Origin of the sequence: Nonomuraea pusilla, assembly GCF_900109355.1 — a bacterium.
Lineage (GTDB): Bacteria > Actinomycetota > Actinomycetes > Streptosporangiales > Streptosporangiaceae > Nonomuraea > Nonomuraea pusilla.
In genome coordinates, this window is sequence record NZ_FOBF01000026.1 from 137178 (window position 1) to 148906 (window position 11729).

The following is an 11729-nucleotide window of genomic DNA, read 5'->3' on the forward strand; positions in this document are numbered from 1 at the left end:
GGATCACAGCTGCGTGGCTCCTGAAGGGCGGGCGATCGGGCGCGGCACGCGGGCGGCGCTCGCCCTGGCCGCCCTCGGCGTGACCGCTTCGACCGTCTACGCCCTGTTCGCATCGGGCTTCGGCCGGCCCGGCGAAACACCGGCCCCGCCCGCCTCGGCCCCGTCCGCGCTCGCTCCGGAGCCCGGCGCGGCGGGCGTCGCCGGGCCGCCGCGCCTGACCGTGCCGGACGCGGGGCCGGTCACGCCGGAGGCGGTCACGCTGGAGGTGGTGGCCGACGGGCTCTGGCTCACGTACCTGCCGCCGGGACTGAGCCGTACCGGCGGCGGCCCGATCAGCGGCGGGGCGGGCGCCGAGGGCGACACCGCCGTGTACGGGCCGCGGGGGAGGCGCCTGGAGGCGCGGGTCGAGCGGGGCGGCGCCGCCACGAGCTGGCGGACGTTCAGGGCCGCCGTGACGGCGGGCGCCGGCCCGCGGCAGGCCCGCGAGACCGTCGTGCGGGGCAGGCCCGCCGTGGTGGCCACGACGCGCGGCGGCGGACGGATGATCGCCTGGCTGGAGCGTCCGGGCCTGGGGGTGGAGGTCAGGGCGGACGCCCCGCTCGCCGGCGAGCTGCTCGCTGTTGCCGCCTCCGCCAGGACTCCTGTAGGAGACTAGGGACCTTTGCCGGACACGACCCGGAAAGGGGGGACGATGCGGCGGCTCGCGGCGGTGTTCCTCACGCTCGTGCTCGGCGGCTGCGGGGGCGGCGATCAGCAGGAGGCCCGGGAGCCGGTCGCACCGCCCACCCCGGCGCCCGCGACCGAGAGCGTCACGAAGGGCGTCACGCTGTCCTGCGGGCGCTCCAAGGTGCGGGTGCCCGACCTGCCCCCGAACCTCGAACGCGCCGGCTCCTTCGCCAGGCTCCCCGCGCTGGCCAGGCCGCTGAAGGTGAGGGGCGCGCTCTGGCAGGACGGCGCCGAGCAGCTGCGCGTCGGCGTGGTGTGCGGGGTGCGCGGCGCCGAGCAGTTCGCGACGCTGGTGGCCAGGTCGCGGCTGACCGCCTACCGCGGCAAGCCCGCCCTGCGGTGGAACTCGCGGGGCGGGCTGCGCAACTACATGTGGCTGGAACGGCCCGGCACGGCGGTCTACATCGCCGCGACCCCCGCCCTGGCCTCCCAGGTCAGGGGCATCGCCGCGGGCATCGGCCGCCCCGCCGGCTGACGGGCTTCCTTCCGACGCGGCTAGCGGGCCTCGGCGAGCAGCTTGGCCAGGCGGCTGACGCCCTCGACGAGATCGTCGTCGCCCAGCGCGTACGACAGCCTGAAGTACCCCGGCGTGCCGAACGCCTCGCCCGGCACCACCGCGACCTCGGCCTCCTCCAGGATCAGCTCGGCCAGCTCGGCCGACGACCCCGGCCTGCGCCCGCGCAGCTCCTTGCCCACGAGCGCCTTCACCGACGGATACGCGTAGAACGCCCCCTTCGGCTCGGGGCACAACACGCCCGGGATCTCGTTGAGCATGCGCACCATCGTCTGCCGCCGCCGGTCGAACGCCTTGCGCATCTCGGCCACCGCCGACAGATCGCCGGAGACCGCCGCGAGCGCCGCCGCCTGCGACACGTTGGACACGTTGGACGTGGCGTGCGACTGCAGGTTCGTGGCGGCCTTGACGACGTCCTGCGGGCCGATCAGCCAGCCCACGCGCCAGCCCGTCATCGCGTACGTCTTCGCGACGCCGTTGAGGATCACCACCCGGTCGCCGAGCTCGGGGACGGCCGTGGCGATGCTGGTGAACTCGGCGCCGCCGTACACCAGGTGCTCGTAGATCTCGTCGGTGACGACCCACAGGCCGTGCTCGGCGGCCCACCGGCCGATCGCGACGGTCTGCTCGGGCGAGTAGACCGCGCCGGTCGGGTTGGACGGCGACACGAACAGCAGGACCTTCGTGCGCTCGGTGCGCGCGGCCTCCAGCTGCTCGACGCTCGCCAGGTAGCCCGTGGTCTCGTCGGTGACGACGTCGACCTGCACGCCGCCGGCCAGCTTGATCGCCTCGGGGTACGTCGTCCAGTACGGCGCCACGACCAGGACCTCGTCGCCCGGGTCGAGCAGCGTGGCGAACGCCTCGTACACGGCCTGCTTGCCGCCGTTGGTGACCAGCACCTGCGACGCCTCGACGTGGTAGCCGGAGTCGCGCAGGGTCTTGGCGGCGATGGCCTGCTTCAGCTCGGGCAGGCCCCCGGCGGGCGTGTACTTGTGGAAGCGCGGGTCGCGGGCCGCGTTCACGGCGGCCTCGACGATGTAGCCGGGCGTCGGGAAGTCGGGCTCGCCCGCGCCGAAGCCGATGACCGGACGCCCCGCCGCCTTCATCGCCTTCGCCTTGGCGTCGACGGCGAGCGTGGCGGACTCGGAGATCGAGGAGATCCGTGTGGAGATGCGAGGTCGGGTGGACATGACTCCATCGTCCCACGCGGGTCCCGCAACGCGGGTGTGACCTGCGGTATCCCATTCCGGTTCGACGTGAAGAGCATTCCCCCGTATGCTCTCCCACAGGTCGGCCCGCAACATGTGTCGCTGAGCGGTTCGGTCCAGGCAGTGAGTCGATCAGGGTAATGTGGTTGACGACATAGGGCACTGGCGCAATTGGTAGCGCACCGGTCTCCAAAACCGGCGGTTGGGGGTTCGAGTCCCTCGTGCCCTGCGAGTGCGGTCCGCGCATAATGGCGTGTAAGCGCGCCGCAGAACTGCGTTGGATACGACAGGTACAGGTGAGGACTGTGGCGATCGACACGCGCGGCGAGACCGCAGGCAAGCCCAGTGGCGAGAAGAAGACCCGCACTTCACCTGCCCTTTTCTACCGGCAGGTCGTCAACGAGCTGCGTAAGGTCATCTGGCCGACACGCAAGGATCTCGTCACCTATACCACGGTCGTTCTGGTATTCGTTCTGATCATGGTCGCGATCGTGTACGGGCTCGACAGCGCCCTGGGCTGGGCGGTCCTCCGCGTCTTCGGGTCCTGAATCTGACACCACGACTGGTGTCGCCCGACGGAGTCGCCATTCGATTCGACGAAAGAGGAAGAGTCACCGTGTCCGAGTCTTCATTTCCGGCGGAGGAGCCCCGCGACGTCTGGGGCGACGAGCTGGAAGAGGCCACTGAGGAGGCCGCGGAGTCGGCCCTCGAGGAGGCCGAGGTCGAGGCGAGCGACGAGGCCGTCGACGAAGACGGTGAGGCTCTTCCCGACGTCGACCCGGTCGAGGAGTTCAAGAGCTCCCTGCGCGGTCTGCCCGGCGAGTGGTACGTCATCCACTCCTACGCCGGTTACGAGAACCGCGTGAAGTCCAACATCGAGAGCCGCAACGTGTCGCTCAACATGGAGGACTACATCTACCAGGTCGAGGTGCCCACGCACACCGTCCAGGAGTTCAAGAGCGGCAAGAAGGTCCCGGTCAAGGAGCGTGTGCTGCCCGGCTACGTGCTGGTGCGCATGGAGCTGACCGACGAGTCCTGGGCCGCCGTGCGCAACACCCCGGGCGTCACGGGCTTCGTCGGCCTGTCCAACAAGCCGAGCCCGCTCAGCCTCGACGAGGTCGCCAAGCTGCTGGCGCCCGAGCCGTCGGAGGAGACGAAGAAGGCCCAGGCCAAGACGGCCGCCGGCCCCGCCGTCGAGTTCGAGATCGGCGAGTCCGTCACCGTCATGGACGGCCCGTTCGCCACGCTGCCCGCCTCGGTGAGCGAGATCAGCCCCGAGTCGCAGAAGCTCAAGGTGCTCGTCTCGATCTTCGGTCGCGAGACCCCGGTTGAGCTGTCGTTCAACCAGGTCTCGAAGATCTGACGCCATCACCTACACTTAGACGTTCGGTTCGGCCGCCTCTCGCGAAGGGCGGCCTTTCCGACATGTCCGGGCCGCATCCGCGGCTGGACGGCATCGCAATCCAGGACCCGGAGAAGGACACATGCCTCCGAAGAAGAAAATCGCCGCTTTGGTGAAGGTCCAGCTCCCCGCTGGCCAGGCCACCCCGGCGCCGCCGGTGGGTACCGCCCTCGGTCCCCACGGCGTCAACATCATGGACTTCGTCAAGCAGTACAACGCCGCGACGGAGGCCCAGCGGGGCAACATCATCCCCGTTGAGATCACCATCTTCGAAGACCGCAGCTTCACCTTCATCACGAAGACGCCCCCGGCGCCCGAGCTGATCAAGAAGGCCCTGGGCATCGACAAGGGCAGCGCGGTCCCGCACAAGGACAAGGTCGGCAAGCTCACCCGTGAGCAGCTGCGCAGCATCGCCGAGACCAAGATGCCCGACCTCAACGCCAAGGACATCGACGCGGCGGAGAAGATCATCGCCGGCACCGCCCGGTCCATGGGCATCACGGTCGCCGAGTAACACAACGTCCCATTCGTGGGAGGGCCGCCGTGACGGCAGGCCCGTACACCACTAGGAGTAAGAAATGCAGCGCAGCAAGGCGCACAAAGACGCGGCCGCCAAGGTCGACCGCGACAAGCTGTACTCGCCCGTAGAGGCCGCCAAGCTCGCCAAGGAGACGTCGACCACCAAGTTCGACGCCACCGTCGAGGTGGCGCTGCGGCTGGGCGTCGACCCTCGCAAGGCCGACCAGATCGTGCGCGGCACGGTCAACCTCCCGCACGGCACCGGTAAGACCGCCCGGGTCCTGGTCTTCGCGACCGGTGACCGTGCCGAGGCTGCCCGCGAGGCGGGCGCCGACATCGTCGGCGCCGACGAGCTCATCGACGAGATCGCCAAGGGCAACCGGCTCAACGAGTTCGACGCCGTGGTCGCCACCCCCGACCTCATGGGCAAGGTCGGCCGCCTGGGCCGCGTCCTCGGCCCGCGTGGTCTCATGCCGAACCCGAAGACCGGCACCGTGACGCCCGACGTCGCCAAGGCCGTCACCGAGATCAAGGGCGGCAAGATCGAGTTCCGCACCGACCGCCAGGCGAACCTGCACTTCATCATCGGCAAGACGTCGTTCGACGAGCGTCAGCTCATCGAGAACTACGCCGCCGCCCTCGACGAGGTGCTGCGTCTCAAGCCGTCGGCCGCCAAGGGCCGCTACCTGAAGAAGGTCACCTTCTCCACGACGATGGGCCCGGGCGTCCCGGTCGACCCCAACGTCACGCGCGGCCTCACCGCCGAGCTGGAGGGCTAGCACTCCCGCAGGAAGCCCCCGTCCGCTCCCGGACGGGGGCTTCCGCATGTCCTGGGCCCGCCCGGCGGAGCCGCACTGATCCGCCGGCGCGGCACGCGCGACGCCGACCGGAGACGGAGCCGCGCTGATCCGCCGGCGCGGCACGCGCGAGGCTGGCCGGAGGCGGAGCCGCGCTGATCCGCCGACGTGGCACGCGCGACGCCGGCCCGAAGGTGAAGAAAGTGTGGGGGACTTGTGGGGGAAAACCCCGAGTTTTCCCCTGATTTCGCGGGGAAGTCGCTACCAGACGACGCCGGAAACGTAGGGTCAAGACATGTTGAAGCGCAGGATCAGTCTCGCCACCGCCGCGGCCGGAGCCGCGCTCGTCATGGCCGCCGTCGCAGGGTGCGGCACGAACGCGCAGCCCATCCAGCTCAAGCTGGCCGCTTCCGAGGTGCTCGCGCAGGCCGCGCAGAAGACAGCCGACGTCACCAGCTACACGGTCGACGCCGTGGTGCGGGTGACGCACCCGCAGGAGGGCACCGGCGAGGTCCAGGGCCGCATGCTCTACCAGGGCAAGCCCCAGCTCGCCGTCGACCTCACCCTGGACACCGCGCAGATGGGCGGCAGGAGCCTGCCCGGCGGCGCGCGGGCCCTCCTCCTGGGCGACACCGCGTACGTCAAGGTCGAGGCACTCAAGGACCTCCTGGGCGCGTCCAAGCCGTGGATCAAGGTGCCGCTGACCGAGGCGGACAAGTCGGGTGAGGTCCAGCAGTACCTGAGCCAGATCCAGCAGTTCGACCTCGCCGGCACCACCAAGCTCGTCACCGCCTCGCAGGACGTGAAGGCGGTCGGCACCGAGAGCGTCAACGGCGAGGACGCCACCCACTACAGCGGCACGTTCCCCGTGGACGCGGCCGTGCAGCAGCTCCCCACCGACGAGCGTGAGCAGGCCCGCACCCACCTGGCCGAGCTCAAGGACGTGAAGTTCGACATCTGGGTCGCCGGCGACGGCCTGCCGCGCAAGCTGGCCATGAACGGCTCGAAGGACGGCGGCACGCTCGACGCGACGCTGCTGTTCAAGGGCTTCAACGAGCCGGTGTCCATCCAGGCTCCCGCCGCCGACCAGGTGGGCGAACTGCCGAGGAACACCACCGGCTGACGAGGACGATTTGGAAACTCGGCGGCCAGCACGTACTCTGGTCGTTGCCGAAGACCGCCGGTCGTCGTCAGGTGCATCAAGTCCTGGCGACCGAAGGATCCACCCTGTGTGGACGGCCCGCGTAGGTGTGTGATGCGAGTTTCCGCATGGTGTCCATCCGTGTGCGAGCCCCGTGTGCGCCCCTGCGCCCGGGGCCGTTCTCATGTCAGGGGGCCTTCGCCGGTGGCACATCTGGAAGGAGGCCCATGGCGAGGGCGGATAAGGCGACAGCTGTTGCCGAGCTCAAGAACGAGTTCGAGGGCAGCAGCGCCGCCGTTCTGACCGAGTACCGCGGTCTCACCGTCGCCCAGCTCAAGCAGCTGCGCGTTGCTCTTGGTGAGAATGCGAAGTTCGCCGTGGCGAAGAACACCCTGACCAAGATCGCCGCCAACGAGGCCGGCGTGACGGGTCTCGACGACCTGCTGGTCGGCCCCACCGCCGTCGCCTTCGTCAAGGGCGACGTGGTCGAGGCCGCCAAGGGTCTGCGTGACTTCGCCAAGGCCAATCCCCTTCTGGTGATCAAGGGCGGCGTCCTCGACGGCAAGACGCTCGACGCCACCGAGATCACCAAGCTCGCCGACCTCGAGTCCCGCGAGGTGCTTCTCGCGAAGCTTGCTGGCGCGCTCAAGGCGAAGCAGAGCGCTGCTGCCGCGATGTTCGCCGCGCTGCCCACGCAGATGGCTCAGCTGGCCGACGCCCTGCGCGCCAAGCGCGCGGAGGCGGGCGAGTAGCTCGGGGATTGCCGCACCCACCGCGGTCCCGTTTCACCTTTTAGCAAGTCCTATACGGAGGAAATCATCATGGCGAAGCTCAGCAACGACGAGCTGCTCGACGCGTTCAAGGAGATGACCCTCCTCGAGCTTTCCGAGTTCGTGAAGCAGTTCGAGGATGTCTTCGACGTCAAGGCCGCCGCCCCGGTCGCCGTCGCCGCCGCTGCCCCGGCCGCTGGTGGTGGCGAGGCCGCCGCCGTCGAGGAGCAGGACGAGTTCGACGTCATCCTCGAGGCCGCCGGCGACAAGAAGATCCAGGTCATCAAGGAGATCCGCGCCCTGACGTCCCTGGGCCTCAAGGAGGCCAAGGACCTGGTCGACGGCGCTCCGAAGCCGGTCTTCGACGGCAAGGTCAACAAGGAGCAGGCGGAGAAGGCCAAGGCTGCCCTCGAGGGCGCCGGCGCCACCGTCACCGTCAAGTAAGACGCTTCACGCAGAAGGGGCGGCAGACACCCAGGTGCCGGGTGTTGGCCGCCCCTTTCGCATGCCCGGGGCCGGTCAGCGGCTCACGGGATTCGCCTGCCTGGGGCTGGTCAACGCGCTCACGGGATTCGCATGCCGGGGCGTTCCGGGCTCACCGGCTTCGTCGTGCGACATCTCAGCGCCGGTCGAGGGGCTGCCTGGCGCGTCCGGTGTGGATGTCCTTCCGTGGGGGACGGCGTCCGCCGTGGCGGCCCTGGTCGGCATGGGGGCGGGGGGCCTTCCTGGGCGGCGCGGCCGGCGCGCCGCGGCCGTCGTCGTGGCGCTGAGCGCCGTCTGGGCGTACGTGCGGCTGTCGCGTGGCTCCGGCTGGAGCCCTGGCTGGGACCGGCCGTGGTGGTGGCAGGGCCGGGGCGGCGGTGGCGCCGCCGAAGGCGGAGGCGTCCCGCCGTACCTGGACAGCCGCCACCGTCCCGCCGTACCAGGACAGCCGCCACCGCGGGTCACGGCGCTCGCCCGGTTCCGGTGGTACGCGGCCGACCGCCAGGGGTCAGACCGCGGCGGCCTCACGGACCTTCCCGATGGCACTCGCGTCCATGTAGTCCCTGCAGTGGACGATGCGGCCGTCCCTGACGCGCAGCACGAGCAGGCCCGGCACCGTGACGGGCCGTCCCTTCACGGTGACCAGCACCTCCTGCTCCACCACGGCCACCTCGGGGTCGGCGGTGCGGTGCAGCGCCACCCGCCGCACCTCCTCGACCTCGGCGGGGGAGGCGCCCCAGGAGGCGCGGTAGCCGGCCCGCACCTTCTCCCGCCCCTCGTACGGCTCCAGCCCCCCGAACGGGAACTCGTGCAGGCCGTCCTCGGCGTACAGGTCGGCCAGGTCGTCGGCGGACTTGGCGGCCATGGCGGCGTGGAAGCGGGTGACGATCTCGTCGATGGACATGCGTGACCCCATTTCGCTCAACGTGTGTTGACTCAACGAGCGTAGAGCGAAAGTGCGGGGAGGGTCAACGGCGGTAGAGTGCGGGCCGTGAGCGACAGACCCCTGCCGCGGGCCGAACGCCGGCGCCGTACCGAGGAGCGCATCCTCGGCGCGGCTCGCGCGCTGTTCGCGGAGGTGGGGTTCGAGCGGGCCACGATCAGGGCCGTCGCCGCCGCGGCGGGGGTCGATCCCGCGCTCGTGATGCAGTACTTCGGCAGCAAGCGCGAGCTGTTCGCCAGGGCGGCGCAGGTGGCGCCCGAGCCAGGCGCCGGCCTCGGGCCGGACGAGCTGGTCCGCCAGCTCCTCCGCACGCTGAACCTCAAGATGGGCGAGCTGCCCCAGGGCTCACTCGCCATGATGCGCTCGATGCTCACCCACCCCGAGGCGGCCGACTCGGCGCGCGCCGCGCTGCGCGACCAGATCGACAGGCTCGCCGCCGCCGTCCAGGGCGAGGACGCCCGCCTGCGCGCCGCGCTGATGACCGCGGTCGTGCTGGGCGCGACCGTGGGCCACCACCTCCTGGAGCTCCCTGAACTGCGCGAGGCGCCGCCGGAGCGGATCGCCGGCCTGCTCGGACCGGCGCTGCGGGTGCTCGCGGGCCGTCCCGCCGGCGGGCCCGCGGACGACGCCTGAGCCCGTCCATGCCTGCTGAGCAGTTTCGGAGACTCCAGGATGAGATGGCGGGTTATGATCCGGCGGTCGGGGCCGGAAGAGGGGTGAGCAGACGTGGCAGGACTCGCCGCCCGGCCGTTCCGCATCCTGATCATCACACTGAGCGCGGTGCTGGCGCTGCTCGCGGGCGCGGGCGTGTGGATCTCCGCGCAGGCGCGCGACGAGCAGGCCAAGGCCGGTGACAGGCAGGCGGCGATGCTGGCGGCGGGCACGCACGCGAAGAACCTGATCTCCCTCGACTACCGCACGGTCGACGCGGACGTGCGCCGGATCATCGACACCTCGACGGGCGGCGCGAGGACCGAGTACGAGTCCACGGCCGAGAAGCTCAGGTCCACCACGCGTACCAACAAGGTCGTGCAGCACGGGGTGCTGCGCGCGACCGGCCTGGTCTCGCTCGGCGACGGCACGGCGAGGGTCCTCGTGGTGGCCGATGTCGAGATCCGCTGGGACGGCTCCAAGAGCGCTCCGCAGGAGCGCTTCTACCGGTGGTCCATGGACCTGACCAAGGTCGGGGGCGCGTGGCTGGTGTCGAAGGTGGTGCAGGTGCTGTGAGAATCCTCACGGTCGCGCTGCTCGGCCTGCTCGTGGCCGCGGCGGGCGTGCTGGTGCCGCGCATGTGGTTCGACCTGCGCGACCTGCGCGCCGCCGACGTGGCGGGCGAGGAGGCGGTCAGGACGGCCCGCGCCGTCGCCCCCGATCTGCTGTCGTACGACTACCGCACGATCGAGGCCGATCTCGCGCGCGCCCGCACGCACACCACCGGTGACCTCACCAGGCACTACACCGAGCTGGCCGGGTCGCTCGCCGCCGACGCGAAGGCCCAGAAGACGGTGCGGACGGTCTCCGTGGCCGCCGCCGGCGTCGAGCGCGCGGAGCCCGGGCGGGTAGAGGTTCTCCTGTTCGTGAACATGGGTACGATCAAGGAGATCCCCGGTCAGGCCGAGCCTCAGCGACAGGTGACCCAGAATCGGGCAAGGTTCGTCATGGTCCGGCAAGGCTCGCGCTGGCTGGTGGCGGACCTGTCGACCCTGCTGGGGTCCGCGTGACCCCCGGGCGCGGCGCTACCTTCAATTGTTACCAAAAATCGGGTTTAGTGATTGCCGTGATGGGGGTACCCCAGTCACAGCTACACCGGTTGTCGGCATGGGTTCGACCCTCGGTGTGACGGAGCGTTAGCCGCACCCGTTCGCGGGTATCGTCTTGGGCCTGGCGGTAGGCGCCCTGTCACTCGGCGGAGAAAACCCAGCGTCCGGGCCTATGGTCGGCTAAAAGTCGGGCTCTCGGGCTTGACGTTTCCGGCTGGACGGGCGATGCTGCGACCAACGTGGAGCATGCAGTGAGAGCGAAGTGGACAGGCGTGTGCCGATCGGCTACACTGCCCCTTTGCGCTGCCCTTTGACGACCCGCTCCGCTTGCTCACGTTGCGAGGTTGTCTGGCGTGCGTGTAGTCAGTCCGCCGCGAGCCCTCGGAAGGACATCTGTTGGCAGCCTCGCGCAACGCCTCCGCCGTACCCGCTGGTCCCCGTCGCGTCTCTTTTTCGCGCATCCAGGAGCCTCTCGAAGTTCCTGACCTTCTCGCCCTGCAGACCGAGTCCTTCGACTGGCTGCTCGGCAACGAGAAGTGGAAGGCCCGGGTAGAGGCGGCTCGCCAGGCCGGGCGCAAGGACGTCCCGACCCAGTCGGGCCTCGAAGAGATCTTCGAAGAGATCAGTCCCATCGAGGACTTCTCGGGGACCATGTCCTTGTCGTTCCGCGACCACCGGTTCGAGCCGCCCAAGTACTCCGTAGACGAGTGCAAAGACAAGGACATGACCTACTCCGCCCCGATGTTCGTCACGGCGGAGTTCATCAATAACACCACTGGTGAGATCAAGAGCCAGACGGTGTTCATGGGCGACTTCCCGCTCATGACGCCGAAGGGCACCTTCATCATCAACGGCACCGAGCGCGTCGTGACGTCCCAGCTCGTCCGCTCGCCGGGCGTGTACTTCGAACGCACCGTCGACAAGACCTCCGACAAGGACCTGTACGGCTGCAAGGTCATCCCGTCCAGGGGCGCCTGGCTGGAGTTCGAGATCGACAAGCGCGACAGCGTCGGCGTGCGCATCGACCGCAAGCGCAAGCAGGCCGTCACGGTGCTGCTCAAGGCGCTCGGCTGGACCAACGACCAGATCCTCGAGCGGTTCGGTCAGTACGAGTCGATGCGGGCCACCCTGGAGAAGGACCACACGGCCGGCCAGGACGACGCGCTGCTGGACATCTACCGCAAGCTGCGCCCGGGCGAGCCGCCGACCAAGGAGTCGGCGCAGACCCTGCTGGAGAACCTCTACTTCAACCCCAAGCGGTACGACCTGGCCAAGGTGGGTCGCTACAAGATCAACAAGAAGCTCGGGGTCGACGCCGAGATCACGCAGGGCACGCTGACCGAGGACGACATCGTCGCCACGATCGAGTACATCGTGCGCCTGCACGCCGGCGAGGAGTCCATGCCGGGCGCGGGCCGCGAGGTCATCGTCGAGGTCGACGACATCGACCACTTCGGCAACCGCCG

General features: G+C 69.8%; 14 protein-coding genes, 1 tRNA gene and 1 pseudogene. 14 read left to right on the plus strand and 2 right to left on the minus strand.

Translation table 11 applies throughout. The features are described from left to right. The first annotated feature begins 13 nt into the window (after nucleotides 1-13). Both BMX74_RS37615 and BMX74_RS37620 read left to right on the plus strand, forming a co-directional pair. A complete protein-coding gene (locus BMX74_RS37615; RefSeq protein ID WP_091105240.1) occupies nucleotides 14-655 on the plus strand; it encodes a hypothetical protein in 642 nt (213 codons plus the stop codon). Between the two features lie 36 nt (nucleotides 656-691). Next, complete coding sequence (locus BMX74_RS37620; protein ID WP_091105242.1) at nucleotides 692-1201, plus strand: hypothetical protein; 510 nt, start codon at nucleotides 692-694, stop codon at nucleotides 1199-1201. Between the two features lie 20 nt (nucleotides 1202-1221). On the opposite strand, the gene BMX74_RS37625 is transcribed toward BMX74_RS37620, so the two are convergent. Beyond that, nucleotides 1222-2430 carry a pyridoxal phosphate-dependent aminotransferase gene (locus tag BMX74_RS37625; RefSeq protein ID WP_055505071.1) on the minus strand — a complete coding sequence of 403 codons (1209 nt, stop codon included), beginning with the start codon at nucleotides 2428-2430 and terminating at the stop codon, nucleotides 1222-1224. A 174-nt stretch (nucleotides 2431-2604) separates the two neighbouring features. Here BMX74_RS37625 and BMX74_RS37630 point away from each other — a divergent pair. From BMX74_RS37630 to rplL, 8 genes are all read left to right on the plus strand, one after another. Beyond that, nucleotides 2605-2677 (plus strand) — tRNA-Trp (locus BMX74_RS37630). 76 nt (nucleotides 2678-2753) lie between these two features. After that, a complete protein-coding gene (secE, locus tag BMX74_RS37635; RefSeq protein ID WP_055505441.1) occupies nucleotides 2754-2996 on the plus strand; it encodes a preprotein translocase subunit SecE in 243 nt (80 codons plus the stop codon). Between the two features lie 68 nt (nucleotides 2997-3064). Then, nucleotides 3065-3811, plus strand: coding sequence for a transcription termination/antitermination protein NusG (gene nusG / locus BMX74_RS37640; RefSeq protein ID WP_055505072.1), 747 nt, complete (start codon nucleotides 3065-3067; stop codon nucleotides 3809-3811). A 121-nt stretch (nucleotides 3812-3932) separates the two neighbouring features. Further along, the gene (gene rplK, locus BMX74_RS37645; RefSeq protein ID WP_055505073.1) at nucleotides 3933-4364 is read left to right on the plus strand and encodes a 50S ribosomal protein L11; all 432 of its coding nucleotides are present in this window, start codon (nucleotides 3933-3935) and stop codon (nucleotides 4362-4364) included. A 64-nt stretch (nucleotides 4365-4428) separates the two neighbouring features. Next, nucleotides 4429-5148, plus strand: a complete 720-nt coding sequence (rplA, locus tag BMX74_RS37650; protein ID WP_055505074.1) for a 50S ribosomal protein L1 — start codon at nucleotides 4429-4431, stop codon at nucleotides 5146-5148. Nucleotides 5149-5461: 313 nt separating this feature from the next. After that, complete coding sequence (locus BMX74_RS37655; protein WP_256257522.1) at nucleotides 5462-6289, plus strand: SCO4651 family lipoprotein; 828 nt, start codon at nucleotides 5462-5464, stop codon at nucleotides 6287-6289. Nucleotides 6290-6534: 245 nt separating this feature from the next. Beyond that, the gene (rplJ, locus tag BMX74_RS37660) at nucleotides 6535-7059 is read left to right on the plus strand and encodes a 50S ribosomal protein L10 (protein WP_055505075.1); all 525 of its coding nucleotides are present in this window, start codon (nucleotides 6535-6537) and stop codon (nucleotides 7057-7059) included. A 69-nt stretch (nucleotides 7060-7128) separates the two neighbouring features. Continuing rightward, nucleotides 7129-7521, plus strand: coding sequence for a 50S ribosomal protein L7/L12 (rplL, locus tag BMX74_RS37665; protein ID WP_055505076.1), 393 nt, complete (start codon nucleotides 7129-7131; stop codon nucleotides 7519-7521). 547 nt (nucleotides 7522-8068) lie between these two features. Here the strand turns inward: rplL and BMX74_RS37670 are convergent. Continuing rightward, nucleotides 8069-8464, minus strand: a complete 396-nt coding sequence (locus BMX74_RS37670; RefSeq protein ID WP_218154177.1) for a nuclear transport factor 2 family protein — start codon at nucleotides 8462-8464, stop codon at nucleotides 8069-8071. 87 nt (nucleotides 8465-8551) lie between these two features. Between BMX74_RS37670 and BMX74_RS37675 the strand changes: the two genes are divergently transcribed. The 4 genes and pseudogenes from BMX74_RS37675 to BMX74_RS37690 all read left to right on the plus strand — a co-directional run. After that, entirely contained in the window at nucleotides 8552-9136 is a 585-nt protein-coding gene (locus BMX74_RS37675; RefSeq protein WP_218154178.1) for a TetR/AcrR family transcriptional regulator, read from the plus strand. A 93-nt stretch (nucleotides 9137-9229) separates the two neighbouring features. Continuing rightward, on the plus strand, nucleotides 9230-9730 hold the full coding sequence (locus BMX74_RS37680) for a hypothetical protein (protein WP_055505079.1): 501 nt from the start codon (nucleotides 9230-9232) through the stop codon (nucleotides 9728-9730). Then, nucleotides 9727-10224 carry a hypothetical protein gene (locus BMX74_RS37685; protein WP_236714867.1) on the plus strand — a complete coding sequence of 166 codons (498 nt, stop codon included), beginning with the start codon at nucleotides 9727-9729 and terminating at the stop codon, nucleotides 10222-10224. The genes BMX74_RS37680 and BMX74_RS37685 overlap by 4 nt, the downstream gene beginning before the upstream one ends. A 435-nt stretch (nucleotides 10225-10659) precedes the next feature. After that, nucleotides 10660-11729: pseudogene (locus BMX74_RS37690) on the plus strand (DNA-directed RNA polymerase subunit beta); the annotation flags it as partial.